Origin of the sequence: Halorubrum sp. 2020YC2 (genome assembly GCF_018623055.1) — an archaeon.
Lineage (GTDB): Archaea > Halobacteriota > Halobacteria > Halobacteriales > Haloferacaceae > Halorubrum.
Genome location: NZ_CP076019.1, coordinates 485,071 through 511,591, shown reverse-complemented (window position 1 = coordinate 511,591; position 26,521 = coordinate 485,071). Strand labels below are relative to the sequence as shown.

The window sequence follows — 26,521 nt, the reverse complement described above, 5'->3', positions numbered from 1 at the left end:
CGACCTACTTCTCGGCGTCGTACTTCTCGCCCGCCGTTTCGAACGCCGACGCCGAGCGCTGCGCCTCGCGCCGTCGCTCGCGTTCCGCGGTCGCCTCGGGGTCCGGACTCGCGTCGTCGTCGATCCGGGCGATCGACTCGTGGACCTTGGCGTGACACCAGCGACACAGGCCGACCGTGATCTCGTGTGAGTCGTCGCCGCCGTACGAGAGGTGGTGTTCCTCCACGAGCGGCCGGGAGTCGTCGTGGGCCAGTCGAACGTCATCCAGTCCGCATCTGACGCAGGTCTTCGCGTCGGTCGTCGACCGGTAGTGCGGACACGCGCGCCACTCGCCGTCGGCGCCGACGTGACAGTCGTAGCCGTCGGCCCGCCGGCCGGCCGCGAACTCGGGGTCGTCACCCGCGCGGGTCAGCGCGAAGCGACACCGACCGTCGTCGGTGAGGTGGTCGCAGACGCCGGCGGCCGCGTACGGGTCGTCGACGCCGACGGGGGTCCCGTCGGGGGTACGCTCCATACCGGTCGGTGGCGACGGACGCACTTCAATTCGGTCGGCCGGAGCGGGGGTGCGGGAGGCGCGAGGGGCTCAGACGAGGCTGGCGCCGTCGAAGTCGGTGCGGCCGTAGTCGACGTCGAGCAGGCGGAGGAGGGTGGGCGTGACGTCGAGGAGGTCGGCGTCGTCGACCGTCGCGTCCGGGTGGTCGACGAACAGCGCGGCGTCGTCGAAGGCGTGCATCCCGGTCCGCGGTCCGTCGGCGTCGAACACGCCGTCGTGCGGGCGGAACCCGGACTTGAGGTCGAAGCCGTCGTTCGGGACGACGACGAGGTCGGGCGCGATGGCGGCGTGGTCGCCGCGGAACACGGTCTCGCTGTCGACGACGCGGTCCGCGACGAGGTTCCCGTCGGGGCCGGTCCACGACTCCAGCGCCTCGCGCAGCTCCGCGCGCGTCTCCTCGTACTCGGACTCGGGGACGACGCCGTCCGGCTCGCGGCCCTCGACGTTGAGGTAGAAGCGGCCGGGGACGAGCGAGTACGCGCGGGCGTCGTCGTCGATGTCGGACAGCGAGTCGTGGTCGTCGCCCTCGTAGGAGAGCCAGCCCTCGCGTTCGAGCCACTCGTTACAGTAGACGTCGTAGCGGAGGCGTCTGAACCCGTGCGTGGAGCCGACGACGAGCGTCACGTCGTCCGGGAGCGCCTCGCGGATCGATCCGATGTGCTCGTCGAGGGCGGCGTGGAAGGACAGCAGTTCGTCGCGGTACTCCCCGCCGTCCTCGTAGTCGCCCCACAGGAAGTGGTCGACGCGGTCGGGGGCGGTGAAGACGCCGACGAAGAGGTCCCAGTCGTCGCGCTCGACGTACCGCTCGAACGCCGCGGCGCGGGCGTCGACGGTTTCGCGGGCGTGCTCTAAGAACGCCGTCTTGTCCGCCTTGTGGCCGAGCTTCGCGTTGACCGACAGGCGGTAGTCGCCGTCGGTGAGGTACTCGCGCAGCTCCTCGGGGTGGGCGGCCGCGTCGAGGTCGGGCGAGAGGTAGCCCGAGACCATCCGCTGGACGGTGCGCTGCGGCGGGAAGGTGACGGGGACGTTCATCACCGTCGCGTCGAGCCCCGCGTCGGTCGCGCGGTCCCACACCCGGGGGACCTGGACGTCCCGCCCCATCGGCACGTACGTGTCGTAGGTGCCGACCTCGCGGTCCTGGAACCCGTACACGCCCGTCTCTCCGGGGTTCTTGCCCGTCGTGAGGCTCGGCCAGCACGCGCTCGACTCCGGCGGCACGATGCTGTCGATCCGTCCGCCCTCGCCGTCGGCCGCGATCGCCGACAGCGTCGGGAACGTCTCCGGGTTGTCGGCGACCAGCCGATACGAGAGGCCGTCGATCCCGATGAACGCCACGCGGGGGGTGTCGCTCCCTCGCAGCCGGTCGAAGAGACCCATACACACCCATCCGCGGTCGGAGGCAAAAGGATTGACATCGGCGCGCGCCGGGACCGGGAAGCCCCCGGTCCGACCGCGGTCGGACCGGCGATCCGTGCGGGCGACGGCCGTAGACGGCGGCGGCGCGGCCCGTCGAACGCGGTCCGACCCCGCCGGCCCGCTCGGGAGGCTTTTTGTCCGTGACCCGTCGAGGGGTTCGACATGGAGACCCGACGCGCGCTGCTCGTCGACGCGTTCGCCGCGGAGCCGCTGGCCGGGAACGCCGCCGGCGTCGTCCCCGACGCGGAGGGACTGAGCGACGACCAGATGGCCGCCGTGGCCGCCGAACTCGGCGCCTCGGAGACGGCGTTCCTGACCGCGGGCGACGGCGCGGCCGACGACCGGCTCCGCTACTTCTCGCCGGCCACGGAGGTCGACCTCTGCGGGCACGCCACGATAGCGACCTACGCCGCCCTGTCCGCCGAGGGGGCGCTCGACGGGGGCGAGCGCACGCTCCGCACGAACGTCGGGGACGTCACGGTCGCGGTCGACGACGACGGCACCGTCTGGATGCGCCAGCAGGCGCCGAGCGTCGAGGTCGTCGACGTCGACCTCGGCCGGGTCGCGACCGCGCTCGGAATCGACCCGGCGGCGCTGCGCGACGTGGGCGCGGACCTCCCCGTCGCGGTCGCGTCGACCGGGCTGCCGTTCCTCGTCGTCCCCGTGAACTTCCTCGAGCGACTCGGGGAGGCCGACCCGGACGACGAGGCGGTCGAGCGCCTCTCCGAGGAGTTCGACGCCGCGGGCGTGTACGCGTTCACATTCGACGCGCTCGACGCCGACTCGACGCTCCACGGCCGGGCGTTCGTCCCGTCGCTCGGCATCTCGGAGGACCCCGTGACCGGGACCGCGAGCGGAGCCGTCGGCGGGTACCTCCGGCACGTCGACGCGTTCGACGGCGACGATCCGGACGAACTCCGCTTCGAGCAGGGGCACTTCGTCGACCGCTCCGGACACGTCCGCGTGCGCGTCGAGGCCGAGGGAGTCCGCGTCGGCGGGCGGGCGACGGTCGCGCTCGACGGCGAGATCCGGATCCCAGACGACGAGGACGACGAGATCATCGAGGCCTGAGCCCGGTTTCCGAGCCGGGGACCGTCTCTCCGCAGCGGACGCCCGAGACCGAACGTTTAGCATCGCTCGCGACGTACCGCGTCTATGGAGTTCGACCTTCCACGCGCGGCAGCGATCCTCGTACTGATCGTCGCGGTCGGCGCCGGCGGCCTCATCGGCGCGGGGATGATGCCCCTCCAGACGACGCTGATGATGGTCGTCCCGTCGATGCTCGTCTTCGGGGCGCTCGCGTTCGCGATCGGCGTGAAACACGGCGAGTTCCGGTCGGCGCACGCCTGACCGCGGAGCGGTATCCGGGCGTCGCACCGAGCGGCGGGGGATCACGACCCTTTTGAGACGGCGCCGTGAACCCGGAGCCGTGCTGCCCGGGTCGCCACTCGTCGAACTGCTGTTGATCGCCGGCGGCGTCGCCCTCCTCTACGCCGGCGCCGAACTCCTCGTGTCGGGCGCGAGCGACCTCGCGCTCGCCGTGGGGCTGAAGGCGTCGACCGTCGGCGTCACCGTCGTCGCGTTCGCGACGACCGCCCCGGAACTGTTCGTCTCCCTCCTCGGCGCGGTCACCGTGTCGACCGACATCGGGTTGGGCGCCATCGTCGGATCGAACATCGCGAACATCGGACTGGTGTTGGGTATCTCCGCGCTCATCCGACCGCTCGACCTCTCCGACACCGTGTTCCGCCGGCACGTCCCGTTCATGGTGATCGCCGCGCTGCTGCTCGTCGGCCTCGGCTGGGACGGCCGGATCGGGCTCTTCGACGGTGCGGTGCTGCTCGCGGCGCTCGCCGCGTTCACCGCCGCGGTCCTCCGGAACGTCCAGCGGAACCAGTCGGCGATCACCGACGAACAGCGTGACGAGATGCCCGACGCGAGGGGACGCGACGCCGCGATGGTGGTCGGGGGCATCGTCGCGCTCGTCCTCGGCTCCCGGTGGCTGATCGACGGCGGCGAGTCGCTCCTGTCGGCCGCCGGCTTCTCCGACATCTTCATCGGGCTCACGGTGCTGGCGCTCGGCACGTCGCTGCCGGAACTGGCCGCGAGCGTCGTCGCCGCGGCCCGCGGCGAGGCCGAGTTCAGCGTCGGCAACGTCGTCGGCTCGAACATCTACAACGTCCTCGCGGTCATCGGTATCGTCGCGGTGGTGACCCCCATCGGCGTCGCCCCGGGCGTCCGCGGGTTCGAGTTCCCCGCGCTGCTCGCGTTCACGGCGGTCGCCGTCGGGATGATGGCGTACGGCGAGCGGATCGGCCGCGTCGACGGCGCGGTCCTCACGGTCGGCTACGGCGTCTTCGTGTACCTGCTGCTCCCGTAACGAGAGCGGTCGGCGCGAGCGCGGCGGGGCGGTCTCGGACACCGGAACCGACGGGTATTCGGTCCCGGGCGGCGGAGCCGGTGGCGTGATAGCGATCGTCGTCAGCCGGGCCGACAGCGCCTCGGCGCACATCGGCGAGCGGCTCTTGGAGGTCGGTGACTGGGAGACCCGCGAGGACGACTCGCTGCCGGACGCCGACGGGGGCGGGACCTACTACCGGACGGCGGGGTTCGAACTCCGCGAGTTCGACGACCTCCACATCCGCCTGTCGGACCCGGTCGCCGCGTTCGACTGCGACCCGGAGTTCCTCGCGTTCGTCTCGCGACACTCGGGCGAGACCGGCGAACTCCTCACCGCGCACGTCACCGGGAACTTCGGCGGCGCCGAGTACGGCGGCGACCCCGAGTCGCTGGCGCGGGCCGCGCCCGGCGCCGAGAAGCGGGTCGTCGCGGCGCTCGCGCGACACGCGCCCGACGGCTACGAGGTCGGCATCGAGTGCACCCACCACGGACCGACCGACGTGGCCGTCCCGTCGCTGTTCGTCGAACTCGGCTCCGACGAGCCGCAGTGGGCGGACCCGGAGGCGGCCCGGGCGGTCGCGCGCGCGGTCCTCGACCTCCGGGGGACCGGCGCGGACTTACCCGATGACTCCGAGAGCCACCCCCGACACGTCGTCGGCTTCGGCGGGGGCCACTACGCGCCGCGGTTCACGCGGATCGTCCGCGAGACCGAGTGGGCGGTGGGCCACGTCGGCGCCGACTGGGCGCTCGCGGACCTCGGCGCGCCGGGGGCGAACCGCGACGTGATCGAGGCCGCCTTCGAGCGGAGCCGCGCCGAGCGCGCCGTGATCGACGGGGACCGCCCCGACCTCGCCGCGGTCGTCGAGGATCTCGGCCATCGGGTGGTGAGCGAGACGTGGGTCCGCGAGGTCGGGGACGCGCCGCTCCCGCTCGTCGCGGAGTTGGAGGCGGCGATCGGTCCCGTCGACGAGGGGCTTCGGTTCGGCGCGGTCGTCGACGAGGCGGCCGAGACCGCGGTCACGGCCGAGGAGACCGAAGGCAGCGAATCCGCGCCCGACGCCGTCGGCGGGGCGGTCCGCGTCCGCGACCTCCCGGCCGACCTGCTCGCTCGGGCGCAGGGGCTCGACGCCGACGCGGCGCGGGAGGCGGTCGAGTCCGTCGCCGTCGCGTTCGACACGGAGCAGGGCGGCACCCGCGCGGCCGGTCGCGTCGCGTTCGCGACGGACCCCGAGTCGCCGGGGTACGCCGACCTCGTCGACGGGTTGGCGGACGTACTGGAGACGGGCTACGAGGCGGTCGAGGTGGCGCCCGAAGAGAGCGCGGTCGTCGCCCGCGAGACGGCGTTCGACCCGTCGCTGGCGGCCGAGCGAGGCGTGCCGGAAGGGCCGGCGTTCGGCCGACTGGCCGACGGGGAGCCCGTCGAGGTCGACGGCGAGACCGTGGAGCCGGGGGACGTGTCGCGGACGCGGACGGAGAGGTTCCCGGTCGACGCCGACGCGCTGGACTGACTGATTTATATACGTCGTCGAGCCGGCCGATCGCGGGTGTGGTACCCGTACTCTCGGTGGTCGGCGGCGAACGCCGGTGATTTCGGCGTCCGACCCGCGTCAGACATTCGGGTAAAAATAAATACGTCCGGTCGCAACGACACGATATAATGGACTCCATCGTAGAGGACGCCATCGACGAAGCCGAAGAGGCCCCCGCAGACGACGCCGGGGGAGCCGGCGAGAGCGCCGCCGGAGGGAGCGCCGGCGCGCCGCCACAGACGGGGACGATGACCGACGACGAGCTACAGGACGTCCTCCAGGACCTGCAGACGAACATCACCGTCGTCGGCTGCGGGGGCGCCGGCGGGAACACGGTGAACCGAATGCGAGAGGAGGGGATCCACGGCGCGAAGCTGGTCGCCGCCAACACCGACGTCCAGCACCTCGTCAACATCGACGCCGACACGAAGATCCTCATGGGCCAGCAGAAGACGCAGGGCCGCGGCGCGGGCTCGCTCCCGCAGGTGGGCGAGGAGGCCGCCATCGAGTCCCAAGAGGAGATCCAAGACGCCATCGACGGCTCCGACATGGTGTTCGTCACCGCGGGGCTGGGCGGGGGGACCGGGACCGGCTCCGCGCCGGTCGTCGCGAAGGCCGCCCGCGAGTCGGGGGCCCTGACCATCGCCATCGTCACGACCCCCTTCACGGCCGAGGGCGAGGTCCGCCGGACGAACGCCGAGGCCGGCCTCGAACGGCTCCGCGACGTGAGCGACACCGTCATCGTCGTTCCGAACGACCGCCTGCTCGACGCGGTCGGCAAGCTCCCCGTCCGGCAGGCGTTCAAGGTGTCCGACGAGGTGCTGATGCGCTCGGTGAAGGGGATCACGGAGCTCATCACGATGCCCGGGCTCGTCAACCTCGACTTCGCCGACGTCCGCACCGTGATGGAGAAGGGCGGCGTCGCGATGATCGGTCTCGGAGAGTCTGACTCCGACTCGAAGGCGCAGGACTCGGTGAAGTCGGCGCTCCGCTCGCCGCTCCTGGACGTCGACATCTCCGGCGCGAACTCCGCGCTGGTCAACGTCACGGGCGGTACCGACATGTCCATCGAGGAGGCCGAGGGGGTCGTCGAGGAGATATACGACCGGATCGACCCGGACGCGCGGATCATCTGGGGGACCTCCGTCGACGACGACCTCGAGGGCGAGATGCGGACGATGATCGTCGTGACCGGCGTCGAGTCGCCGCAGATCTACGGGAACAACGGCGAGCCGCCGGAGGGCGGCGCGCCCAGCGACGTCGAGGACATCGACTACGTCGAGTGACGGAGCTCCGGGGGCGGGCGCCGGGCCCGCGGACGGGGGGTCGCGTCGCGCCGCTCCGGCGCCGCATCAAAAGGTAAAAACCGTCTCGTCTCGAATCTGCTGACAACATGGACGTTCCGTACGATCTCAACAGTTACATTCGGGTGCTGAAGCTGGCGAGCACGCCGAGCACCGACGAGTTCCTCCAGGTGTCGAAGATCGCCGGCGCCGGGGTCCTGCTGATCGGGTTCATCGGCTTCCTGATCTTCGCGGTCATGAGCCTCATCCCGGGGGTCGGCGCGTAATGCCGATCTACTCGGTCAAGACGACGGCGAGCCAGGAGCGCACCGTCGCCGACATGCTCGCCGAGAAGGAGATGCCCGAGATCCAGGCCGTCATCGCCCCCGACCAGCTCACGAGCTACGTGATGGTCGAGGCGACGGACGGGACGGTGTTCGAGCGGATCCTCGGCGAGATTCCGCACGCCAACGGCGTCATTCAGGGCGGCGACGGTCCCGCCGAGAGCCCCTTCTCCGAGGTCGAACACTTCCTCTCTCCGACCCCGGACGTGGAGGGGATAGCCGAAGGGGACATCGTCGAGCTGATCGCCGGCCCGTTCAAAGGCGAGAAGGCGCGCGTCCAGCGGATCGACGAGGGCAAAGACCAGGTGACCGTCGAGCTGTACGAGGCGACCGTCCCGATTCCGGTGACGGTCCGCGGCGACCAGATCCGCGTGCTCGACAGCGAAGAGCGGTAGCTCCTCGTATCGTGCGAGCGGCGCGACGCGCGGCGGAGTCGCAGCCGCTCGGCCCGGCGCTCTGACGCCGGGCTCGAACGCAACGACAAGGGCTTTATTCGACGACGACGGAGCGTACGGATATGTTCGGCCACGGCGTGCCGGCGGTGTTGAGCGTGATCCCCGACACGTTCACGTTCGCGTGGGTCGTCGCGGTGCTCTTCGCCGCGGCGTGGCTGCTGGACAGCCGCGGGCTGTCCGCGGGCCGCACGCTCGCGGCCGCGACGTGGGCGCTGTTCGGCCTCTTCTGGCTATCGACGGTGCCGTACTTCGCGTTCGAACACCAGAGCTACGTGGAGTCGATCCTCGCCTTGGTCGGGTTCCCCGCCAGCGTGTACGCGGGCTACCTCCTGTACGACGGCCGCGCGTCGCTTTTCACCCTCACCCGGGCCATCGCGATCATGCTCCTCATCTATCTCCCGTTCGAGACGATTCCGGCGTTCACCGTCGCCGGGGTTACGGTCCCGGAGCCGCGCCGGGTCCTCATCGAGGTCGTCGCGACCCAGACCGGGATGCTCATCGACCTCCTCGGGTACGCCCCGGAGGCGGTGGCGAGCAGCGAGGGGTACGACGCGGCGTACGCGTGGACGCTCGCGGACGGCCACACCGTCATCATTCACATCGTGTTGGCGTGTACGGGACTGGGGAGCATGGCCATCTTCGGCGGTCTCGTCGCCGCCGTCGACGCGCCGCTCTCCCGGAAGCTCCGCGCGCTCGCGGTGTCGATCCCGCTCATCTACGTCCTGAACATCCTCCGGACGACGTTCATCTCGGTGGTGTCGGGCAACCAGTACATGCACTGGTACCCGGACCTCGTGTTGACGATGTTCGGCGCGAACGACCCGTATCGGGTCTCGTTCCTCGTCTCCGACCGGATCATGAGCCAGCTGCTGGCCGTCGTGGCGCTCATCGCGATCACCTTCCTCGCGGTGCGCGAGCTGCCCGAGCTGGCGGTCATCTTAGAGGACGTCCTCTACCTCCTCACCGGCGAGGAACACGACCTGACGGAGGCGCTCGACCTCCCGCGCGAGCCGACGAACCGGTAGCCCGGGGGCGACCGACGGCCCGCGGAGGCGGTCGTGTCCCGAGTCACTCCGGAAATACATAGCAATATATAGCAAGCTATAGACGTGGCCGACGGGTACGGACGAGCATGACTGCGAGGGCGCGATTCGGGTCGGCGGGCTCTCCGCCGGGGGCGCGGACGCGGCGAGGTGGTCGGCGGTGATGGGCGCGGTCGACCCGTTCGTGTATCTGGAGACGAACGTCGCCAAGCTGGTGTTGGCGACCGCGCTCGGCATGTTCCTCGGGCTGGAGCGGGAGTGGTCACAGAAGTCGGCGGGGATCCGGACCTTCGCGCTCGTCAGCCTCGCGGCGGCGGTGTTCTCGATACTCGGCGAGCCCGGACTCCTCGTCGTCGGCGGCGTGCTGGTGGTCGCCAGCGCGGTGCTTCTGGCCGTCCGGAGCTTCGTCGAGGAGGACGCCGGCGGGCTCTCGCTGACGACGTCGGCGTCGATGCTCGTCGCCTACGGGGTCGGGGTCCTCGTCGCGGAGGGGCTCTTCATCGAGTCGGTGACGGTGGCGGTGCTGTCGTCGCTGCTCTTGGTGTTGAAGCGGGAGCTCCACGAGTTCGCGTGGGGGCTCTCCCGCGAGGAGGTCCGCAGCGCGGTGGAGTTCACCATCCTCGCGTTCGTCGTCTTCCCGCTGTTGCCGGCCGAGACCGTCGACCCGTGGAACGCGGTCCAGCCGCGGCTCGTCTGGTCGCTCGTGGTCGCGGTCAGCGCCATCGGCTTCGTCAACTACGTGCTTGTGAAGCGCTATCAGGGGCGCGGCTACGCCGTCACGGGCTTTTTCGGCGGGCTGGTGAACTCGACGGCGGTGGTCGCGGAGATGGCGAAGCGCGCGAAGGGGCGGGCGGACCTCGGGGAGATAGCCGTGGGGTCGATCCTCCTCGCGAACGCGGCGATGGCGTTCCGGAACGCCGCGGTGGTGGCCGCCTTCGTCCCGGAGGCGGCGCTCGTCGTCGGGGCGCCGCTGGGCGCGATCACCGTCGCGGGGATCGGCGTCGCCGTGTGGCGCAGCGACTGGCGGACAAACGTGGAGGCGGAGCTGACCTCGCCGTTCAGCCTCGGCAACGCGCTCACCTTCGGCGCGCTCTTTATCGTCGTGCTGCTCGTCTCCGCGGCCGCGGAGCGGGCGTTCGGCGCGGGCGGGTTCGTCGCCACCTCCTTCCTCGCCGGGCTGGTGTCCTCGGGGACCTCCACGACCACGGCGGTCTCGCTGCTCGGGACCGGACAGATCGGGGTCGACACCGCGGTCGCGGGCGTGGTCGCCGGCACGGCCGCCAGCATCCTGATCAAGACCGCCTTCGCGGCCAGCATCGCGCGGGAACTGGTCCGGCCGGTGTTCATCTGGAACCTCCTGTTGATCGCCGTGGGGGTCGCGGCCGGGCTGCCGCTGCTGCTGTTGTGAGGGGGCGGACCGCCGTCGAGTCGGGGTTGCGCGCCGGGTCGGGCCTCAAGAGAGGTGTTCCGCGACGTCCGTCGACGACACCATCCCCACGTAGTCGTCGTCGACAACCGGGAGGTGTTTCACGTCGTACATCGTCATCATCGCGGCGACCTCCTGCATCATGAGGTCGGGCGTCACCGTCTCGACGGCCTCGGTCATCACGTCCCGGACCGTCGTCTCCGCGAGGTCGCGGTCGTCTGCGACCGCTCCGACGACGTCGCTCTGGGTCACGATACAGCCGCCGCCGGTCGTCACGACGAGCGCGCTGATGTCCTGATCGCGCATGCGACGGGCGACCTCCCGAAGGGGCGCGTCCGCTCCGACGGTCTCCAGCGGCGTCGACATGACGTCCGCGACGCGCGTTCTGTCTTCGAGGTCCATATCACGGCGTGTGTTACCACGTATGATTACTCTTCCGGAACGCGCAACCAGGCGGACGCGGCTCGGTTCCGGTCCGACCGGAACGGGGCCGGAGGCGAGGTTCGACCCGAACACGTCCCGGACGGCCGTCACTTCCCCTTCGAGAGGTGCGCCGTGAGGTCCGTCGTGGACACCATCCCGATCGGTCTGCCGTCGCCGTCGGTCACCGGGAGGTGCGTGTATCCGCGCGCGGTCGGCTCCGCCAGTTCCGCGACGGTGTCCTCGCGGCCCACGGTGACGACGTCGGTCGTCATGAACGCCTCGACCGAGGTCCGGTCTTTCGGGTCGTTGTCACGGACGAGCGCGACGAAGTCCGTGGCGGTGATCAGCCCGGCGAGGGTCCCGTCCGGTTCGACGACGAGGATCGAGCTGACCCCGGTCTCGCGCATCTCCCTCGCCGCGTCGGCGGCGGCGGCACCGCATTCGATGGTCGTGAGGTCGGTCGACATGAGCCGGTCGACGGGAACGTCGTTCATGTATTGTGGTAACGCTCACCAAGATAATCAAACGTCCGGTCGGTCCGGAACTCGGCGGGAGCCGACCGAGACGCGGCTCACTCCTCGACGAGCGACTCGGGAGCGCCCGCGAGTCCGACGAGGGCGTCCGCCTCGACGTGATGGAGGTCGCCGGGGATCACGAGCAGGTGGAGCGGGGCTCCGAACTCGCGGTCCGCGATCGCGCGCAGTCGGTCGGCGGCGACGACCGCGTTGGGGGAGCCGGCGCGCGCGACGACGACGGCGAGTTCGTCCGCCCACTCGTCCGCGAGGAGGCCGGCGGCGACGTCCGCGGTCATGTACTCCTCGTGGTCGGGGTCCGGGCCGGTCGGCCCGGTCCCCACCTTGATGTCGAGGTAGACGACGGTGTGGAGGCCGCGCTCCCGGTTCGCCTCGATCGTCTCGAGCACGCTCGCAGGCACGTCGTCCCCGCCGTGCGCGTACGGGAACGGGAGCGTCGTCGCCTTCCCGAACCGGTAGTTCTGGAGACCGGTGAGGCTCGACGCCGCCGACTGCGCGGTCACCCCGTGGATCACCCGCGTGTCGATCCCGCGCTCCTCGGCGCGGAGTCGGAGGTCGGTGTGGGTGGTCGAGATCAGGGTGTCGCCCGCGGTGAGGAACGCGGCGTCGCCGGACTCGGCCGCGTCGAGGACCGGCCCCGGATCCTGCTCCACGCCGGCGCGGTCGCGGACCTCGACGTCGACGTCGTGGTACGCCTCTAGGTCCGCGACGTCGGCGCCGACCAGCCGGCTGGTGTAGAACTCCGCGAAGACGCGGTCGGCCTGCCGGAGCGCCTCCCGACCCTCGACGGTGATAGAACGCTCGTCGTAGAGACCGAGCCCGATGAACGTGAGCATGCGAGCGCTCCGCGCGCGGCGCAGTAAAAGGACGCGGAACACGGGGGACGCAGACCACGGGTCGACGGCGTGTGACGGAGTGGCACCCTAATAGACCTTCATGATTGTTCCTTGTGATTCCATAGCAAGCCCTAAGAGGGAACCAATGTAACATCGACCCACGAGGCCCGTACGGGCTCACACACCACTATGACTGACGACGAACTCATCTGGCGGATATCGGGGGGATCCGGTGACGGGATCGCTTCGACCAGCCAGAACTTCGCGAAGGCCTTGATGCGATCGGGGCTCAACGTCTTCACGCATCGGCACTACCCGTCGCGGATCCGCGGCGGTCACACGTACACCGAGGTCCGCGCGGCGGCGGACTCGGTCGAATCCCGCGGTGACGGCTACAACTTCCTGCTGGCGCTGGGCGACTCGTTCGCGCGCAACCCGCAGGAGGGGGCCGTCTACGGGAACGAAGAGATCAAGCCGCTCTCGGAGAACTTGGACGAACTCCGCGAGGGCGGCGTCATCGTCTACGACGAGGGGCTCCTCGACACCTCGGAGATTCCGAACTTCGAGGAGCGCGTCGAGGAGAACGGCTGGCACGTCTACCCCCTCGACCTCCGTGGGCTCGCCCGCGATATGGGTCGCGAGGTCATGCGCAACACGGCCGGCGTCGGCGCGACCTGTGCGCTGACCGGCATGGAACTCGACCACGTCGAGGACCTGATGCGCGACGCGATGCCGGACAAGATCCTCGAACCGAACCTCGAGATCTTAGAGACCGCCTACGACCAGGTCCGCGAGGAGTACGACGTGGACGCGCCCGACGTGTCGGTACCGACGGGCGAACACGACGAGACCCAGCTGCTCATGTCCGGGTCGGACGCCATCGCCTACGGCGCCATCGACGAGGGGTGCCGCTTCATCGCCGGCTACCCGATGACGCCGTGGACCGAGGTGTTCACCATCATGAGCCAGAACCTGCCGAAGCTCGACGGGATCTCCGAGCAGGTCGAAGACGAGATCGCCGCGGCCGCGCTCGCCGTCGGCGCCTCGCACGCCGGCGTCAAGGCGATGTCCGGCTCCTCCGGCGGCGGGTTCGCGCTGATGTCCGAGCCGCTCGGGCTGGCGGAGATGACGGAGACGCCCGTCGTCCTCGTCGAGGCCATGCGCGCCGGTCCCTCGACCGGGATGCCGACGAAGCCGGAGCAGTCCGACCTCGAACACGTCCTCTACACCTCGCAGGGTGACTCCCAGCGCGTCGTGCTGGCGCCCGGCACCGTCGAGGAGGCGTACGAGCAGTCGCGGCTCGCCTTCCGGCTCGCCTACGAGTACCAGATCCCGACGATCCTGCTGTACGACCAGAAGCTCGGCGGCGAGCTGAAGAACGTCCCGAAGAGCCACTTCGACCGCGATCCGAACCCGACGCTCGGGAAGACGCTCTCGGAGGACGCGCTGTCCGAGCAGCCCCACAGCGAGGACGGGAAGTTCCACCGCTTCCAGCACGACGTCGACGACGGCGTCTCCCCGCGGTCGGTTCCCGGCCAGAAGGGCGGTCGCTTCCTCGCGACCGGCAACGAGCACGACCCGACCGGCCACATCAGCGAGTCCCCGGACAACCGTGTCGCGCAGATCGACCGGCGGGCCCAGAAGCTGGAGGCGATCCGTGACGACCTCGATGGGGAGGACACCGGCTCGTACGCCGGTCCCGACGACGCGCAGTACGGCATCCTCACGTTCGGCAGCCAGCAGGGCACCGTCGAGGAGGCGGTCGGTCGGCTCAACGACGCCGGCGTCTCGGTGAAGTCGTACGGCGTCTCCGACATGCTCCCGTTCCCGACCGAGCAGGTCGCGGAGTTCATCGAGAGCGTCGACGAGGTCCTCGTCGTCGAGATGACCGCCTCGGGACAGTTCCGCGGGCTCGTCCAGAAGAACCTCGGCCGCTACGGCGAGAAGCTGTCGAGCCTGCTGAAGTACAACGGGAACCCGTTCGAGCCGGCGGAGGTCGTCGACGGGTTCGAGTCCGCGATCGTCGAGGGCGACGGCGACGCGCCCGACCACCAGACTACCTTCGTCCCAGCCGCAGGTGACTAACCAATGAGCACGTTTTCAGCGATCGGAGAGGAGCGAGAGATCGACCGCGACGAGTACACCCCCGGCGTGGAGCCGCAGCCGACCTGGTGTCCGGGCTGCGGTGACTTCAGCGTCCTGAAGGCGCTCAAGCAGGCGCTCCCGGAGGTCGGGCGTACGCCCGAGGAGACCCTGCTGTGTACCGGGATCGGCTGTTCGGGCAAGCTGAACAGCTACCTCGACACGTACGGGTTCCACACGATCCACGGGCGCTCGCTGCCCGTGGCCCGCGCCGCGAAGCTCGCGAACCACGACCTCGAGGTCATTGCCGCCGGCGGCGACGGCGACGGCTACGGGATCGGCGGGAACCACTTCATCCACACGGCCCGGGAGAACCACGACATGACGTACATCGTGTTCAACAACGAGATCTTCGGGCTGACGAAGGGGCAGACCTCCCCGACGAGCCCGAAGGGCCACAAGTCGAAGACGCAGCCCTCGGGCAGCGCTAAGGAGCCGCTCAAGCCGCTCTCGATGTCGCTCAACGCCGGCGCCTCCTACGTCGCCCGCACGGCCGCGGTGAATCCGAACCAAGCGAAAGAGATCATCGCCGAGGCGATCGAACACGACGGGTTCGCGCACGTCGACTTCCTCACCCAGTGCCCGACCTGGAACAAGGACGCGCGCCAGTACGTTCCGTACATCGACGTACAGGAGTCGGAAGACTACGACTTCGACACGACGGATAAGGTCGAGGCCGCGGAGATGATGCGCGAGACGGAGGAGGCGCTCCACGAAGGGAAAGTCCTCACCGGTCGTTACTACGTCGACGACGACCGCCCGTCCTACGGCGCGGAGAAACAGGCGATCGGCGAGATGCCCGACGAACCGCTGGCCGAGCGCTACTGGGACGACGACTACGAGTGGGAGCGCTCCCACGACATGTTCCTCGACAAACACGCCTGAGCGGGGCCGAGAGTCGTTCACGGCGCGGGGAGTTCGTTTTTTGATTCGGAAGGTATTTTTTCATTGGTGACAAACCCAGTCGTATGAGTACCGTATCGACGGAGGAACGGATCCTCTCTGTGTTAGAAGAGGACGCACAAGCGTCCTGCGGAGAGATCGCGGAGCGAGCGGACGTCTCGAAACCCACGGTGCGGAAGTACATCGACCGGCTCGAAGATCGGGGCGTGATCGTCGGCTACTCCGCGGAGGTCGACCCGAAGAAGCTCTCCTCGCAGTCGATCGCCATGGTGGGGATGGACGTCGACTCCGGCCAGTACGTGGAGGCCACCCGAGAGCTGAAGTCGCTCGACGAGGTTCAGGCGCTGTACACCTCCTCGGGCGACCACATGCTGATGGCGGAGGTGCGCGCCGGCGACGGCGACGAACTGGGCGACGTCATCTCCGAGAAGCTGCTTGGCGTCGAGGGCGTCACGGCGGCGCACCCCTCGTTCCTCCAGGAACGGCTGAAGTAGACCGGTCGGCGGCTCTGTTCTGTTCCTCGTCGCGCTCGCCTCAGCCGAGCACGCGCGGGTCCGCGACGACGACCGACTCGTCGCCCGCCGGGCTTCGGCGGGTCCCGCGCGGCGCGAACCCGTGCGCGCTGAAGAACTCCTCCGCGCTGGGGCGGTCCGGCGGGACCGTCGCGCGGAGCACCTCGATCCCGCAGTCGGCCAGCGCGCCGCCGACGCGAGCGAGGAGTTCGTCGGCCACGCCTTCGCCGGTGCGGTTCGGGTGGACCCACAGCGCCAACAGCTCGGCCTCCGTCCCGTCGGGATCCGGATGCGCGATCGCCAGCCCGACGGGCCCCTCTTGATCGTGTTCCATCAGGAACGACCACTCCGCCTCGGCGGCGGCCTCGCGGACGCCGGCGGCGGACACGTCGAGCAAGGGCGCGCCGATGTCGTCGAACACCGTCTCCTCGCGGGCTCGCGACACCGCGGTCCGCAAGGCCTCCGCGTCGTCGGGGCGAGCCGCCCGGACATACATAATTGACCGTGAGTAAAGAACGCACGTATAGGTTTCGGCATGACAATGGTACTCACAGAATTCGCGGGCGGCGCGGTGGTGGCCGCGGCTGTGGCCGCGCCGGCGGAGTCCCTTACGCGACCGGCTCGACGCCTATCGTGACCGCGACGCCTTCGACCTCCCACTCCTCGACGAGGCCGGCGTCGGCGTCCGCGGCGTCGCTCGGGTCGTCGAGCCACGCGTCGGCGCGTACCTCCCCGGCGATCAGGTCGGCGTGGTCGTCGACGAACGCCGCGATGCGCTCGTCGTCGACCGCGACGCCGACGCGGACCCGCGCCTCGACATCCAAGTCGAGCTCCTTTCGCATCTCCTGGATCCGGCGGATCACGTCGCGGGCGTACCCCTCGGACTCGATGTCCGGGGTCAGGGAGGTGTCGACGTAGACCGTGCCGCCCTCGAAGTCGACGCCGGTGACGTTCTCCGGCGGCTCCGCGACGTACTCGACCATCTCGTCGTCGAGGTCGACCGGCTCGCCGTCGACGGTCACCTCGCCGCCCTCGACCGCGGCGCGGGCGGCGCCCTGAACCGCCTCCATCACCTGCTGGGCGTCGCCGCCGAACGCCGGGCCGATGGCGGCCATCTGCGGCTCCGCGGTCTCGACCAGCTCGTCGAAGGCGTCGGTGACGACCACCTCTCGGGCGTTGACGCGGTCGGCTATCAGCGCTTCGAGCCGGTCGACCGCGCCCGCGACCGCCTCGTCGTCGGTCTCGACGACGACCCGCGGCACGGGCCACCGGAGCTTGCGGCCGGCCTGCTGACGCGCGTTCGCGGCCGCCTCCTCCACGTCGCGGAAGGCAGCCACGTCGCGTTCGAGGTCCGGGTCGCGCAGGTCGGCGTCCGGCTCGGGGTACGACAGCGCGTGGACCGTCGCCGCCTCGCCGTCGAGCCGCTGGTACATCCGCTCGGTGAGGTACGGGGCGATCGGCGCGAGCAGCCGGATCACCTCGTCGAGGACGGTCGCGAGCGTGGCGTAGGCGCCGCGCTTCGAGGCGGAGTCGGCCTCCTCCCACATCCGGTCGCGGACCGCCTTCACGTAGAACCGCGAGACGTCCTGGGTGACGAACTCGATGACGGCGTTGACCGCGTCGCTGACCCGGTAGTCGTCCCAGGCGTCCGCGACCTCGGTCTCGACGGACTGGAGCCGCGAGAGCACCCACTCGTCGACGAGTTCGAGGTCGCCGTCGGAGAGGTCGGCGGCGGCGGGGTCGTAGCCGTCGAGGTCCATGTACTCCAGCGGGAACCGGAACACGTTCCAGAGGATGTTGAGCTTGCCCTGGATCTCGCCCAGCCCGTCCCACTCGAACGCGAGGTCGACCCCCTGCTGGTCGTGGGAGAGGAGGTAGGTGCGGAGCGGGTCGCGGCCGGCGCGGTCGATCGCCTCCTCGGGCGTGACGATGTTGCCGACCGACTTCGACATCTTCCGGCCGTCCTCGTCGTTGGCGAAGCCGTGCATCAACACCTCCTCGTAGGGGATCTGGTCCACCGCGGCGGTCCCCATGCCGAGCTGCGACCAGAACCAGCCGCGCGTCTGGTCGTGCGCCTCGATGATGAGGTCCGCGGGCCACAGCTCCTCGTGTGCGGCCTCGTCGCTCGGGTAGCCGAGCGTCGCCCACGACGCCACCGAGGAGTCGATCCACACGTCGAACACGTCGTCGATCCGCCGGTAGGTCGTCCCCCCCTCGACGATCGTGAGGTCGTCGACGGAGGGCCGGTGAAGGTCGATCGACTCGGGGTCGACGTCCTCCTCGACGCGGTCGGCCAACTCCTCGCGGGTGCCGATCACGATCATGTCGTCGTCGAGGGCGCCTGATTCGGCGTCCTCGGGGACCCAGATCGGGATCGGGATCCCCCAGTAGCGCTGGCGGGAGACGTTCCAGTCGGGGGCGTCCTCGATGAAGTCGCGGAAGCGGTTGTCCCGCGCCCACTCCGGGTGCCACTCCGAGTCTTCCATGTTGTCGAGGAGGTCGTCTTTCACGTCCGTGATCGAGATGAACCACTGGTCTGTGACCAGCTGGATGATCCCGGTGTCACAGCGCCAGCAGTGGCCGTAGCTGTGGTCGACGGTGCCGTGCGCGAGCATGTGGCCGTCGGCCACGAGGTCGTCGATGATGTCGTCGTTGGCGTCGCGCACGAACTGGCCGGCGTACTCGCCGGCGGCCTCGGTGAACTCGCCGTTCGGCTCGACGGGACAGTAGACGTCAAGTCCGAGTTCCGTGCCGCGGTGGAAGTCCTCCTCCCCGTGGCCGGGGGCGGAGTGGACGAGCCCGGTGCGGTCCGCCTCGACGTAGTCGGCGCCGTACACCTGCCCGGCGCCCCCGAAGTCCGCGTACTCCGCGAGGCGGTCCGCGAGCGGGTGGTCGTACGCCCAGCCGACGAGCTCCTCGCCCGTCAGCTCCGCCTCGACCTCGTAGTCCTCGTAGCGGCCCTCCCCGAGCACGTCCTCGACGCACTCCGCGGCGACGTACAGCAGCTCCTCCTCGCCGTCCCGCTCCGCCCGGACCGCGTTGTAGGTCAGGTTCTCGTCGACGGCGACGAAGGTGTTCGCCGGGACGGTCCACGGCGTCGTCGTCCAGATGACGAGGCTCCCCTCCCGGTCCGCGAGCGGGAACTTCACGTAGATGGAGGGGTCCTCGACGTCCTCGTACTCGACCTCGTTGTTCGCGAGGCCGGTCTCGCAGCGCGGGCACTGCGAGATGGACCGTTTCCCCTGCTCGACGAGCCCGTTGTCGGCCACCTCGGAGAACGCCCACCAGGCGGCCTCCATGTACTCGGGGTCGATCGTCTCGTAGGGGTCCTCGAAGTCCATCCAGACGCCGATGGACTTGAAGTCCTCGTCCATCGCCGCGCGGTTCTCGACGGCGAACTGCTTGCACTTCTCGATGAACGACTCCATCCCGTACTCCTCGATGTCCCGCTTGTTCTCGAAGCCGAGCTCCTCCTCGACTTTCACCTCGATCGGGAGGCCGTGCATGTCGTAGCCGGGGCGGTCGGTGACGCGGTGGCCGGTCATCCGCTTGTACCGGATGACCGCGTCCTTCAGCGTCTTGTTCCAGGCCGTCCCGAGGTGCATCTGTCCGGAGGTGTACGGCGGGCCGTCCACGAAGAAGAACGGCGGGTCGTCGGCGTGCGCCTCCTTCGCCGCCTCGTAGGCGTCGTGGTCGTCCCAGTACTCGTCGACCGCCGACTCGACGTCCGCGGGCGCGTACTGGTCGTCGATCTGCTCCATACGCGTTGGTCTGCGCGCGCGTATTTGAATACGGCGGAGTCGTGGGAACGGTTCTGTCGCGGCGGACCGGCTCTGCGTCAGAACACCGGGTAATCGGCGCATACCAATACCCACGGCCGCCGTGGCGCCTCGCATGAAAGTCGCACGTTCGACGCTCGTCGGCGCGGCGGTACTGGTCGTCGCGGTCGCCGCGACCGGCGGCGCGGTCGCCGCGGACCCGGTGACGCTCACCGTCTCGGTGACGGATCAGGACGGCAACACCGTCGGGGGCGTGACCGTCGAGGCGACGTGGGAGACCGAGTCGGGCGAGACGGAGACCGCGTCGGGGACGACGGCGAGCAACGGGAACGTGCTCCTCGACGTCCCCGAGGGGGCGAGCGTCGAGTTGGACGTCGACGACGACGACTACGTCCGGAACCGACCGCTTCGGGTCGCCAACGCGAGCGCGACGGCCGTCGCGCTCGGCGTCGCCCGGAGCGGGACCGCGACGGTGACCGTCCTCGACGGGGAGAACCGGTCGCAGGCGAACGCGACCGTCCGGGTCCGCGAGGACGGGCGGACGGTCGACCGCGGCGAGACCGGCGCCGACGGCGCCTACGAGACGGCGCGGCTCGAACGCGGCGCGTACGAGGTCGCGGTCGTGAAGCCGGGGTACTTCGAGGCGGAGGGGGAGGTCGAGGTGACGGGTGAGGCCGCGGCGACGACGGTCGCGATCGAACGGGGAACCACGACGCTCGACGTGCGCGCCTACGACGACCACTTCGACCCGCCCGTCGCCATCGAGACGGGATCGGTTCAGGTGTCCTCGTCGGTGTACGACGGGCAGGTGAGCGTGACCGATGGGACGGCCTCGCTCAACGTCCCCGTGAACGCTGCCTACAGCATCGAGGTGATCAAGGAGGGGTACGAGGCCGACGCCGAGCGCGTCAGGGTTCGGGAGTCGCCCGCGAGCGCGAACGCCACGGCCCGGCGGACCGCGGCGCTGACCGTCGCGCCGGCGAACGAGCGCGTCCTCGTCGGGGAGACCACCCGCGTGACGGTGCGGAACGCCTACGACGAGCCGGTCGCGGGCGCGACGGTCGAGGTCGACGGCGAGGCAGTCGGGGAGACCGACGACCGCGGGGAGGTCGACGTGCCGGTGTCCGCGGCCGGGAACCTGACGGTCGTCGCCCGGGACGGCTCCGTGGCGTCCGAGCCGGTGACGATCGAGGGCGTCGACAGCGCGGCGGAGGCGGACGGGAACGACTCGGACGGGGCCGGAAGCGGCAGCGGAGACGGCGGCTCCGGGACCACCGACGACGACAGCCCCGGCCTCGGCGTCGTCCCGGCCGTGCTCGCCCTCCTCGCGGTCGGCCTCGCGAGCCGCGTTCACGGTCGATGAGGTGACCGACCGAGGTGACTGGAGGGGTCGCCGGGAACGTCGCCGCTCACCGCGGGTCGAGCGCGCCGTCGGAGAAGTGGTCCGCGAGCCGCTCGGCGGCCTCGGTCGCGCGCGGCGTCACGAGGGCGAACCGGATCCACTCGTCGCGGGCGGTGCCGAACGCCTCGCCCGGCATGCCGGCGACGCCCGCCTCGTCGACCAGCCGCTTGACGTTCGCCATCGTGCCGGGGAACCCCTCGAAGCGCGCGAGGACGTAGAACGCCCCCTCGGGGCGTGTGTACTCCGCGCCGGCCGCGTCGAGCGCGTCGGTGAACGCGTCGACGCGGTCCGCGAGCAGGTCCCGCGACTCGGCGTAGTACTCGGGCGGCGTCTCCGCCAGCGCGTGGTAGACCGCGTACTGGGAGGGGCGCGCCCCGGCGACGTTCACCAGCATGTGTCGAGTCTTCGCCTCGTCGACGTGCGCCTCGGAGAATATCCCGTACCCGACGCGGAAACCCGTGATCGCCATCGACTTCGAGAAGCCGCTCGTGACGATGACGCGGTCCGAGTCGAGCGCCAGCGCCGACTCGAAGGAGCCGGTCAGGTCGAACCGGTCGTACACCTCGTCGACGACGACCACGGCGTCGACCGCCTCCGCGACCGCGACGACCTCCCGGATCGCGTCGAGGTCGTAGACGGCGCCGGTCGGGTTGTTCGGCGTGTTTAAGACTATCAGAGCGGTGTCCTCGCTCGCCGCCTCGCGCATCGCGTCGAGGTCGAGGCCCCCGTCGCGGGCGGTCGGGACGAGCGTCGGCTCCCCGCCGAGCAGGTGCGTCTTCCCGGGGTAGTACGGGTACACCGGGTCGGTGAGCAGCGCCTCGTCGCCGGCGCCGCGGTCGAGCGCCCGGGCCATCGCGAGGTAGTTCGCCTCGCCGGTGCCGTTGGTGACGACCACGCGCTCGGGGGCGACGCCCTCGCGGGCCGCGATCGCCTCCCGCAGCTCGCGGAGCCCCTCGCTCGGCGGGTACTGGAAGTCGGCCGGCGGCAGGTCGGCGTACTCGCGGAGCGCCTCGCGGAGCGCGGCGGGCGGCTCCCAGTCCGGGTTGCCGCTCACCATGTCGATGACATCGCCGTCGGCGGCCGCGGCGTACCGCATGACGTGGAAGAACTTCGGCTCCTCGTACTCCATACGGTCCGGGTCGGCCGCGGTCGCCGTGGCTCTTTCGACCGCCCCGGCGCGGCGGGGCGGCGGGGCGGCGGAGCGCGGTAAGCCCGCCTTACGGGCGTCGCCGCGATCCGGTGGTTTGACCTACCGACGCGCGAAGCGGGGGGCATGAACAAACGCGGCCACGTCCTCAACGGCCTGCTGCTCGCCTTGGGACTCGGCTTCATCGTCGAACCCGGTCTCGACGCGGCGACCGCCACCACCGTCGCGGAGATCACCGTCCCGGTCGTGCTGGGAGCGCTGTTCCCCGACGTCGACACCGCCTTCGGGCGCCACCGCAAGACGCTTCACAGCCTCCCCGTGCTGGCGGTGTTCCTCGCGTACCCGATCTTCTTCGGGAACCTCCAGTACGTGTGGATCGGCGTGTTGACGCACTACGTCCTCGACGTGGTCGGCAGCCGGCGCGGCATCGCGCTGTTCCACCCGCTCTCGGACCGGGAGTTCGGGATGCCGACGGGCGTGACGACGAGCAGCAAGTACGCCGACCTCGTCACGGTGATCGTCACGGCGGTCGAACTGGCGGCGTTCTGGGCGATCCACACCTACGTCGTTAATCTTGACTTGGACCTGTCCGCGGCTTCGGAGGCCGCTGCCGGATTCGGGTTATAAGTGAGTCGGCGTCGGGGCGGGCCTGTCGGGGTTAGAAACTGCGATAATGTCGTCAACGTCCCGGCCGTTCACTTATAAACAGTTGACGACGAATTTTCGTCTAACACGTCCGAAATCACAGGCGCTCGCTTATAAATCGTTGATTGCGGATCGACGGCGAACACCGCCAAAGCCCCAGCCGGGAAGCGGGCGCACGCTCGCTGCGGTCCTCGGTCGCTCGTTTCACTCGCTCCCTGTGGTCCTTACGTCGCCTGCGCCCGCTTCCCGGCTGCCCCTTTGAGTCCCGCCCCGCACAGCACCGCAACCGCCGGAAGACGTTCCTGCTCGCGTCGCTGCGCGGGCTGCGGCTTCCGTTCTCCCGCTCGCTCCCTCCGGTCGCTCGCGGGACCGCACCTCACGCCTCCCCAGCCTCGTCGATGGTCCTCCGCTTCGCTCCGGACCATCGACTCCCTCGCGCGTGCGACATCGCGCCCTTCGGGCGCTCGTCGGCACGCGCCACCGCAGTTTCTCTACTCGTAGACGCTCACGTCGTCGAACCGGCCCTCGTATGCGACGTTCGACGGGAGGGTCGGCTCGTTGCCGGAGAGGAACATCCGGTCGAGCTTCACCCACGTGTTCTCGTATGCGAGGTGTGCGAACTCCACGAGGCCGCGCAGCCGGTGGCCGGCCCCGCTGCGGTGGATCACCGTCCGGGGGTGGCGCTCGCGGAAGGCGTCCGCGACCGCCTCCGCGTCGTCGAGCTCGCCCTCGAAGGCGGTCCACGCCTCGCCCACCGTCCCGGGGAGGTGCGCGTACGACGAGCCGAAGCCGGCGCAGCCGGTGGTCTCGGCCGTCCGACGCGCCCGGGCGTTCTGGTGGGGGAGCAGCTTCGTGTTGTACGTCTCGACGGCGTCGATCCGGTCGGCGTGGGCGTCGACCTCGGGGCCGGTGAGCGAGATGGTGGCGAAGCCGGGGTGGGGGACGAGCACGGCGGCGTCCTGCCGCTCGAACTCGGCCATGGCGCCCTCGAAGGTGATGTAGTCGGGGACCGGATCGGAGAGACCGACGACGAGGAGGTGGCGCCGGTTGCCCCAGTCGCCGGTGAACACCTCGCGGGCGGGGACGACCGTCAGGTCGTCGTCGGAGTAGCGGGCGGCGCGCTCGCGGATCGTCGGGAGGCGCGTGAAGTGCGGCGCGTACACGAGCGCGTCGATCCCGCGGGCCTTCGCGCGGGTGACGACCTCGTCGTCGAGCACCTTGACGTGGGCGTCGACGCGCGTTTGCGATCGGGTCACGGTCGGACGGTGGTCGCGCCCGCGCAAAGGCGTATCGTTCGACGACGAGGGTGCCGCGACCGCGGGCCGGTGGGCCGGTGGGCGGGCGTCGCCGGGCGAGGGGTCGCCGGCGTGGGAAACCGTTAATCCCCCTCGGACGAGAGTCCGGGTATGGCCCCTCGCTGGACGTGCGGCATTGGCGACTGCGACGCCGCCTTCGACGACGTTGAGGCGGCGATCGTCCACCAGACGAACGACCACCAGCGCCACGAGTGCAAGGTGTGCGGCACCATCGTCCCCGACGGCTACTTCGCGATCCGCCACGCGTTCGACGAGCACACCCGCGCCGAGTTCGTCCGCGCGTACGACGCCGACTCGGCGGCCGTCCGCCGCCGCGAGGAGATCAAAGGCGAGGTCGAGTCCGCGGCGGACCTCCAGCGCGTCGTCGAGGAGCTGGACCGCGGCGTCTGACCGGAGCGTCCCCGACCCGAGTTACAGCACGCGCTTTCCGAGCGCGCTCGCCGCCAGTTCCGTCGCCAGCTCGGCCGTCTCGTTGTGCTGGTCGAGCGTCGGATTCACCTCGACCAGCTCCATCGACCGGAGCGCGTCCGTCCGGTCGACTATCTCCATCGCGCTGTGCGCCTCCCGGTAGGTGGCCCCGCCGCGGACCGGCGTGCCGACCCCGGGCGCCGCGTTCGGATCGAGGAAGTCCAGGTCGAGGCTGACGTGGATCCCGTCGACGCCGGCCGAGGCGACGGAGAGCGCCTCCTCCGTGACCTCCGTGATCCCCCGCTCGTCGATGTCCGACATCGTGTACGCCGCGAAGCCGCGATCGTTGATTAGCTCCGCCTCCGCGCCGTCGACCGAGCGGAGGCCGACGAGGGCGACGTTCTCCGGCGAGAGCCCCGGCGCGTTCGCCCACTCGGCGTCCGCGAACTCCCCGATCCCGAGCGCGGCCGCGAGCGGCATCCCGTGGACGTTGCCCGAGGGCGTCGTGGCGGGCGTGTTGAGGTCGGCGTGCGCGTCGAACCACACCGCCCCGATGTCCGCGTCGCGCGCGGACCCGACGAGGCTCCCGATGGCGATGGAGTGGTCGCCGCCGAGCGCGAGCGGCACCGCGCCGTCCGCGAGCGTCCCGGCGACCTCGTCGCCGAGGCGTCGGCAGACGTCGGCCGTCTCGCGGAGGAACTTGGCCTTCCCCTCGCTGGGGGCGTCCGCGTCCGGGTCGCGCTCCTCGGCCCGCGGGACGGGGAGATCGCCCGCGTCGGCCGTCTCGACGCCCGCGTCCGCGAGCTGGTCCGCGAGCCCGCCGTACCGGATCGCTGACGGCCCCATGTCGACCCCGCGTCGGTTCGCCCCGTAGTCGGTCGGCGCGCCGATGATCCTGACCGTGGTCATACCGGCTACGCGGCGCGCCACCGCTTGAATGATGGGGATCGGTGCGCGGGGGGACCCCGGGCGGACGCGACGCGCGGCCCGGCGGTTTCGACTCGGGCGTCCCGGTTCGGTTTCGGCTCGGCGGTCTCGGCCCGGCGGTCTCGGCTCGGCGGTCTCGGCCCGGCGGTCTCGGCTCGGCGGTCCCGGCTCGGCGGATCGGACACCGTTTTGCGCCCGGCCCGTCACGGGACGACTATGAGCAGTTCCGACCCCTACTCGGTCGACCCCGCCGACATCGAGCCGATCGGCGCGACCATCGCAGTCGCGTTCACCGGCGCGGCGATCGGGCTCGTCGGCGCCGCGGTGTCGTTCGTCGCCGTCGACTTCGGCGTCGCGCTGATCGGCGTCGGCGTCGTCGTCGCGCTCTCCAGTCCGCTCGCCTACGTCCGGATGAAACGGTTGCGCGGCGAGTAGGCCGGCGCGGCCGGAACGGCCGGAGCCGACCGCACCCGGCCGTCGAGCGGATTTCGCACGATCGTTTATAACTGGGTTCCATCGCATTTAAGCGGGGGCGCTCTGTATTTACCTCCATGTCATCGATCGAGCTCACATCGAGCCAGAAAAGCATCCTCTCGGCCCTGATCAACCTGTACGGGGAACAGGAGGACGCCGTGAAAGGCGAGGCGATCGCGGAGGAGGTCGACCGTAACCCCGGGACGATCCGCAACCAGATGCAGAGCCTCAAGGCCCTCCAACTGGTGGAGGGCGTACCGGGTCCGAAGGGCGGCTACAAGCCCACCTCGAACGCCTACGAGGCGCTCGACATCCAGCGCATGGACGAGCCGGCCGACGTCCCGATCTACCACGAGAGCGAGGAGGTAGAGGGGGTCAACGTCGACGGGATCGACCTCTCCAGCGTCCACCACCCCGAGCTGTGTCGCGCCGAGATCCACGTCCAGGGGTCGGTCCGCGACTTCCACGAGGGCGACAGCGTCACCGTCGGCCCGACGCCGCTCTCGAAGCTCGTCATCGACGGCACCGTCGACGGCAAAGACGACACCGCGAACGTTCTCATCCTGCGGATCGACGACATGCGGGCGCCCGACGAGCCGGCAGAACACTGACTGCGGAACGGATT

The 26,521-nt window shown here is 70.2% G+C and carries 27 protein-coding genes; 17 read left to right on the top strand and 10 right to left on the bottom strand.

Annotated features, from left to right (window positions below; all coding sequences use genetic code 11):
- Positions 1–4: 4 nt before the first annotated feature.
- Both KI388_RS02520 and KI388_RS02515 read right to left on the bottom strand, forming a co-directional pair.
- Positions 5–514 carry a hypothetical protein gene (locus tag KI388_RS02520; protein WP_215087834.1) on the bottom strand — a complete coding sequence of 170 codons (510 nt, stop codon included), beginning with the start codon at positions 512–514 and terminating at the stop codon, positions 5–7.
- A 69-nt stretch (positions 515–583) separates the two neighbouring features.
- Positions 584–1,930, bottom strand: coding sequence for an alkaline phosphatase family protein (locus KI388_RS02515; protein WP_215087833.1), 1,347 nt, complete (start codon positions 1,928–1,930; stop codon positions 584–586).
- A gap of 201 nt (positions 1,931–2,131) precedes the next feature.
- Here KI388_RS02515 and KI388_RS02510 point away from each other — a divergent pair, with 201 nt between their 5' ends.
- The 9 genes from KI388_RS02510 (at position 2,132) to KI388_RS02470 (ending at position 10,431) form a co-directional block, all read left to right on the top strand.
- Entirely contained in the window at positions 2,132–3,040 is a 909-nt protein-coding gene (locus KI388_RS02510; protein WP_215087832.1) for a PhzF family phenazine biosynthesis protein, read from the top strand.
- An 84-nt stretch (positions 3,041–3,124) separates the two neighbouring features.
- A complete protein-coding gene (locus tag KI388_RS02505) occupies positions 3,125–3,319 on the top strand; it encodes a hypothetical protein (RefSeq protein ID WP_215087831.1) in 195 nt (64 codons plus the stop codon).
- A 79-nt stretch (positions 3,320–3,398) separates the two neighbouring features.
- The gene (locus KI388_RS02500) at positions 3,399–4,349 is read left to right on the top strand and encodes a calcium/sodium antiporter (RefSeq protein ID WP_215087830.1); all 951 of its coding nucleotides are present in this window, start codon (positions 3,399–3,401) and stop codon (positions 4,347–4,349) included.
- An 85-nt stretch (positions 4,350–4,434) separates the two neighbouring features.
- Entirely contained in the window at positions 4,435–5,877 is a 1,443-nt protein-coding gene (locus KI388_RS02495) for a D-aminoacyl-tRNA deacylase (RefSeq protein ID WP_215087829.1), read from the top strand.
- 149 nt (positions 5,878–6,026) lie between these two features.
- The gene (ftsZ, locus tag KI388_RS02490; protein WP_215087828.1) at positions 6,027–7,184 is read left to right on the top strand and encodes a cell division protein FtsZ; all 1,158 of its coding nucleotides are present in this window, start codon (positions 6,027–6,029) and stop codon (positions 7,182–7,184) included.
- A gap of 107 nt (positions 7,185–7,291) precedes the next feature.
- A complete protein-coding gene (locus KI388_RS02485) occupies positions 7,292–7,468 on the top strand; it encodes a protein translocase SEC61 complex subunit gamma (RefSeq protein ID WP_215087827.1) in 177 nt (58 codons plus the stop codon).
- Entirely contained in the window at positions 7,468–7,920 is a 453-nt protein-coding gene (locus tag KI388_RS02480; protein ID WP_215087826.1) for a transcription elongation factor Spt5, read from the top strand. Before KI388_RS02485 ends, KI388_RS02480 begins: the two co-directional genes overlap by 1 nt.
- A gap of 122 nt (positions 7,921–8,042) precedes the next feature.
- Positions 8,043–9,005 carry an archaeosortase A gene (gene artA, locus KI388_RS02475; protein ID WP_215087825.1) on the top strand — a complete coding sequence of 321 codons (963 nt, stop codon included), beginning with the start codon at positions 8,043–8,045 and terminating at the stop codon, positions 9,003–9,005.
- A 178-nt stretch (positions 9,006–9,183) separates the two neighbouring features.
- A complete protein-coding gene (locus KI388_RS02470) occupies positions 9,184–10,431 on the top strand; it encodes an MgtC/SapB family protein (protein WP_215087824.1) in 1,248 nt (415 codons plus the stop codon).
- A gap of 45 nt (positions 10,432–10,476) precedes the next feature.
- Here KI388_RS02470 and KI388_RS02465 read toward each other — a convergent pair whose 3' ends face one another.
- From KI388_RS02465 to dph5, 3 genes are all read right to left on the bottom strand, one after another.
- Positions 10,477–10,851, bottom strand: a complete 375-nt coding sequence (locus tag KI388_RS02465) for a CBS domain-containing protein (protein WP_215087823.1) — start codon at positions 10,849–10,851, stop codon at positions 10,477–10,479.
- Positions 10,852–10,979: 128 nt separating this feature from the next.
- On the bottom strand, positions 10,980–11,366 hold the full coding sequence (locus tag KI388_RS02460) for a CBS domain-containing protein (protein ID WP_215087822.1): 387 nt from the start codon (positions 11,364–11,366) through the stop codon (positions 10,980–10,982).
- Between the two features lie 77 nt (positions 11,367–11,443).
- The gene (gene dph5 / locus KI388_RS02455; protein WP_215087821.1) at positions 11,444–12,241 is read right to left on the bottom strand and encodes a diphthine synthase; all 798 of its coding nucleotides are present in this window, start codon (positions 12,239–12,241) and stop codon (positions 11,444–11,446) included.
- Positions 12,242–12,430: 189 nt separating this feature from the next.
- On the opposite strand from dph5, the gene KI388_RS02450 reads away from it, so the two are divergent.
- The 3 genes from KI388_RS02450 to lrpA1 all read left to right on the top strand — a co-directional run bounded on the left by KI388_RS02450 (position 12,431) and on the right by lrpA1 (position 15,780).
- On the top strand, positions 12,431–14,326 hold the full coding sequence (locus KI388_RS02450; RefSeq protein WP_215087820.1) for a 2-oxoacid:acceptor oxidoreductase subunit alpha: 1,896 nt from the start codon (positions 12,431–12,433) through the stop codon (positions 14,324–14,326).
- A 3-nt stretch (positions 14,327–14,329) separates the two neighbouring features.
- Positions 14,330–15,268, top strand: a complete 939-nt coding sequence (locus tag KI388_RS02445) for a thiamine pyrophosphate-dependent enzyme (RefSeq protein ID WP_215087819.1) — start codon at positions 14,330–14,332, stop codon at positions 15,266–15,268.
- 83 nt (positions 15,269–15,351) lie between these two features.
- On the top strand, positions 15,352–15,780 hold the full coding sequence (gene lrpA1 / locus KI388_RS02440) for an HTH-type transcriptional regulator LrpA1 (protein ID WP_006628872.1): 429 nt from the start codon (positions 15,352–15,354) through the stop codon (positions 15,778–15,780).
- Positions 15,781–15,820: 40 nt separating this feature from the next.
- Here the strand turns inward: lrpA1 and KI388_RS02435 are convergent, their stop codons facing one another.
- Both KI388_RS02435 and ileS read right to left on the bottom strand, forming a co-directional pair.
- Positions 15,821–16,294 (bottom strand): GNAT family N-acetyltransferase, encoded by a 474-nt coding sequence (locus KI388_RS02435; RefSeq protein WP_215087818.1) that lies wholly within the window; start codon positions 16,292–16,294, stop codon positions 15,821–15,823.
- Positions 16,295–16,406: 112 nt separating this feature from the next.
- The gene (gene ileS / locus KI388_RS02430) at positions 16,407–19,559 is read right to left on the bottom strand and encodes an isoleucine--tRNA ligase (protein WP_215087817.1); all 3,153 of its coding nucleotides are present in this window, start codon (positions 19,557–19,559) and stop codon (positions 16,407–16,409) included.
- A gap of 133 nt (positions 19,560–19,692) precedes the next feature.
- Between ileS and KI388_RS02425 the strand changes: the two genes are divergently transcribed.
- A complete protein-coding gene (locus KI388_RS02425) occupies positions 19,693–20,940 on the top strand; it encodes a carboxypeptidase regulatory-like domain-containing protein (protein ID WP_215087816.1) in 1,248 nt (415 codons plus the stop codon).
- 46 nt (positions 20,941–20,986) lie between these two features.
- Here the strand turns inward: KI388_RS02425 and KI388_RS02420 are convergent, their stop codons facing one another.
- Positions 20,987–22,108, bottom strand: a complete 1,122-nt coding sequence (locus tag KI388_RS02420; protein WP_215087815.1) for a pyridoxal phosphate-dependent aminotransferase — start codon at positions 22,106–22,108, stop codon at positions 20,987–20,989.
- Between the two features lie 144 nt (positions 22,109–22,252).
- Here KI388_RS02420 and KI388_RS02415 point away from each other — a divergent pair, with 144 nt between their 5' ends.
- The gene (locus KI388_RS02415; RefSeq protein WP_215087814.1) at positions 22,253–22,753 is read left to right on the top strand and encodes a metal-dependent hydrolase; all 501 of its coding nucleotides are present in this window, start codon (positions 22,253–22,255) and stop codon (positions 22,751–22,753) included.
- Between the two features lie 509 nt (positions 22,754–23,262).
- Here the strand turns inward: KI388_RS02415 and KI388_RS02410 are convergent.
- The gene (locus KI388_RS02410; protein WP_215087813.1) at positions 23,263–24,054 is read right to left on the bottom strand and encodes a PHP-associated domain-containing protein; all 792 of its coding nucleotides are present in this window, start codon (positions 24,052–24,054) and stop codon (positions 23,263–23,265) included.
- 123 nt (positions 24,055–24,177) lie between these two features.
- On the opposite strand from KI388_RS02410, the gene KI388_RS02405 reads away from it, so the two are divergent.
- Positions 24,178–24,477: a hypothetical protein gene (locus KI388_RS02405; RefSeq protein ID WP_215087812.1), complete on the top strand. Its 300-nt coding sequence runs from the start codon at positions 24,178–24,180 to the stop codon at positions 24,475–24,477.
- Positions 24,478–24,498: 21 nt separating this feature from the next.
- Here the strand turns inward: KI388_RS02405 and rocF are convergent, their stop codons facing one another.
- Positions 24,499–25,404: an arginase gene (gene rocF, locus KI388_RS02400; protein WP_215087811.1), complete on the bottom strand. Its 906-nt coding sequence runs from the start codon at positions 25,402–25,404 to the stop codon at positions 24,499–24,501.
- Positions 25,405–25,638: 234 nt separating this feature from the next.
- On the opposite strand from rocF, the gene KI388_RS02395 reads away from it, so the two are divergent.
- Together KI388_RS02395 and KI388_RS02390 are read left to right on the top strand one after the other, a co-directional pair.
- Positions 25,639–25,857, top strand: a complete 219-nt coding sequence (locus KI388_RS02395; RefSeq protein WP_215087810.1) for a hypothetical protein — start codon at positions 25,639–25,641, stop codon at positions 25,855–25,857.
- Between the two features lie 116 nt (positions 25,858–25,973).
- Positions 25,974–26,507: an Rrf2 family transcriptional regulator gene (locus KI388_RS02390; RefSeq protein ID WP_215087809.1), complete on the top strand. Its 534-nt coding sequence runs from the start codon at positions 25,974–25,976 to the stop codon at positions 26,505–26,507.
- The last annotated feature ends 14 nt before the right edge of the window (positions 26,508–26,521 follow it).

Excerpts from the sequence above, each read along its gene's own strand:
- KI388_RS02520 (WP_215087834.1), bottom strand. The coding sequence starts at position 514 with ATGGAGCGTACCCCCGACGGGACCCCCGTCGGCGTCGACGACCCGTAC.
- KI388_RS02515 (WP_215087833.1), bottom strand. The coding sequence starts at position 1,930 with ATGGGTCTCTTCGACCGGCTGCGAGGGAGCGACACCCCCCGCGTGGCG.
- KI388_RS02510 (WP_215087832.1), top strand. The coding sequence starts at position 2,132 with ATGGAGACCCGACGCGCGCTGCTCGTCGACGCGTTCGCCGCGGAGCCG.
- KI388_RS02505 (WP_215087831.1), top strand. The coding sequence starts at position 3,125 with ATGGAGTTCGACCTTCCACGCGCGGCAGCGATCCTCGTACTGATCGTC.
- ftsZ (WP_215087828.1), top strand. The coding sequence starts at position 6,027 with ATGGACTCCATCGTAGAGGACGCCATCGACGAAGCCGAAGAGGCCCCC.
- KI388_RS02485 (WP_215087827.1), top strand. The coding sequence starts at position 7,292 with ATGGACGTTCCGTACGATCTCAACAGTTACATTCGGGTGCTGAAGCTG.
- KI388_RS02480 (WP_215087826.1), top strand. The coding sequence starts at position 7,468 with ATGCCGATCTACTCGGTCAAGACGACGGCGAGCCAGGAGCGCACCGTC.
- artA (WP_215087825.1), top strand. The coding sequence starts at position 8,043 with ATGTTCGGCCACGGCGTGCCGGCGGTGTTGAGCGTGATCCCCGACACG.
- KI388_RS02465 (WP_215087823.1), bottom strand. The coding sequence starts at position 10,851 with ATGGACCTCGAAGACAGAACGCGCGTCGCGGACGTCATGTCGACGCCG.
- KI388_RS02460 (WP_215087822.1), bottom strand. The coding sequence starts at position 11,366 with ATGAACGACGTTCCCGTCGACCGGCTCATGTCGACCGACCTCACGACC.
- dph5 (WP_215087821.1), bottom strand. The coding sequence starts at position 12,241 with ATGCTCACGTTCATCGGGCTCGGTCTCTACGACGAGCGTTCTATCACC.
- KI388_RS02450 (WP_215087820.1), top strand. The coding sequence starts at position 12,431 with ATGACTGACGACGAACTCATCTGGCGGATATCGGGGGGATCCGGTGAC.
- KI388_RS02445 (WP_215087819.1), top strand. The coding sequence starts at position 14,330 with ATGAGCACGTTTTCAGCGATCGGAGAGGAGCGAGAGATCGACCGCGAC.
- lrpA1 (WP_006628872.1), top strand. The coding sequence starts at position 15,352 with ATGAGTACCGTATCGACGGAGGAACGGATCCTCTCTGTGTTAGAAGAG.
- KI388_RS02435 (WP_215087818.1), bottom strand. The coding sequence starts at position 16,294 with ATGTATGTCCGGGCGGCTCGCCCCGACGACGCGGAGGCCTTGCGGACC.
- ileS (WP_215087817.1), bottom strand. The coding sequence starts at position 19,559 with ATGGAGCAGATCGACGACCAGTACGCGCCCGCGGACGTCGAGTCGGCG.
- KI388_RS02425 (WP_215087816.1), top strand. The coding sequence starts at position 19,693 with ATGAAAGTCGCACGTTCGACGCTCGTCGGCGCGGCGGTACTGGTCGTC.
- KI388_RS02420 (WP_215087815.1), bottom strand. The coding sequence starts at position 22,108 with ATGGAGTACGAGGAGCCGAAGTTCTTCCACGTCATGCGGTACGCCGCG.
- KI388_RS02415 (WP_215087814.1), top strand. The coding sequence starts at position 22,253 with ATGAACAAACGCGGCCACGTCCTCAACGGCCTGCTGCTCGCCTTGGGA.
- KI388_RS02405 (WP_215087812.1), top strand. The coding sequence starts at position 24,178 with ATGGCCCCTCGCTGGACGTGCGGCATTGGCGACTGCGACGCCGCCTTC.
- rocF (WP_215087811.1), bottom strand. The coding sequence starts at position 25,404 with ATGACCACGGTCAGGATCATCGGCGCGCCGACCGACTACGGGGCGAAC.
- KI388_RS02395 (WP_215087810.1), top strand. The coding sequence starts at position 25,639 with ATGAGCAGTTCCGACCCCTACTCGGTCGACCCCGCCGACATCGAGCCG.
- KI388_RS02390 (WP_215087809.1), top strand. The coding sequence starts at position 25,974 with ATGTCATCGATCGAGCTCACATCGAGCCAGAAAAGCATCCTCTCGGCC.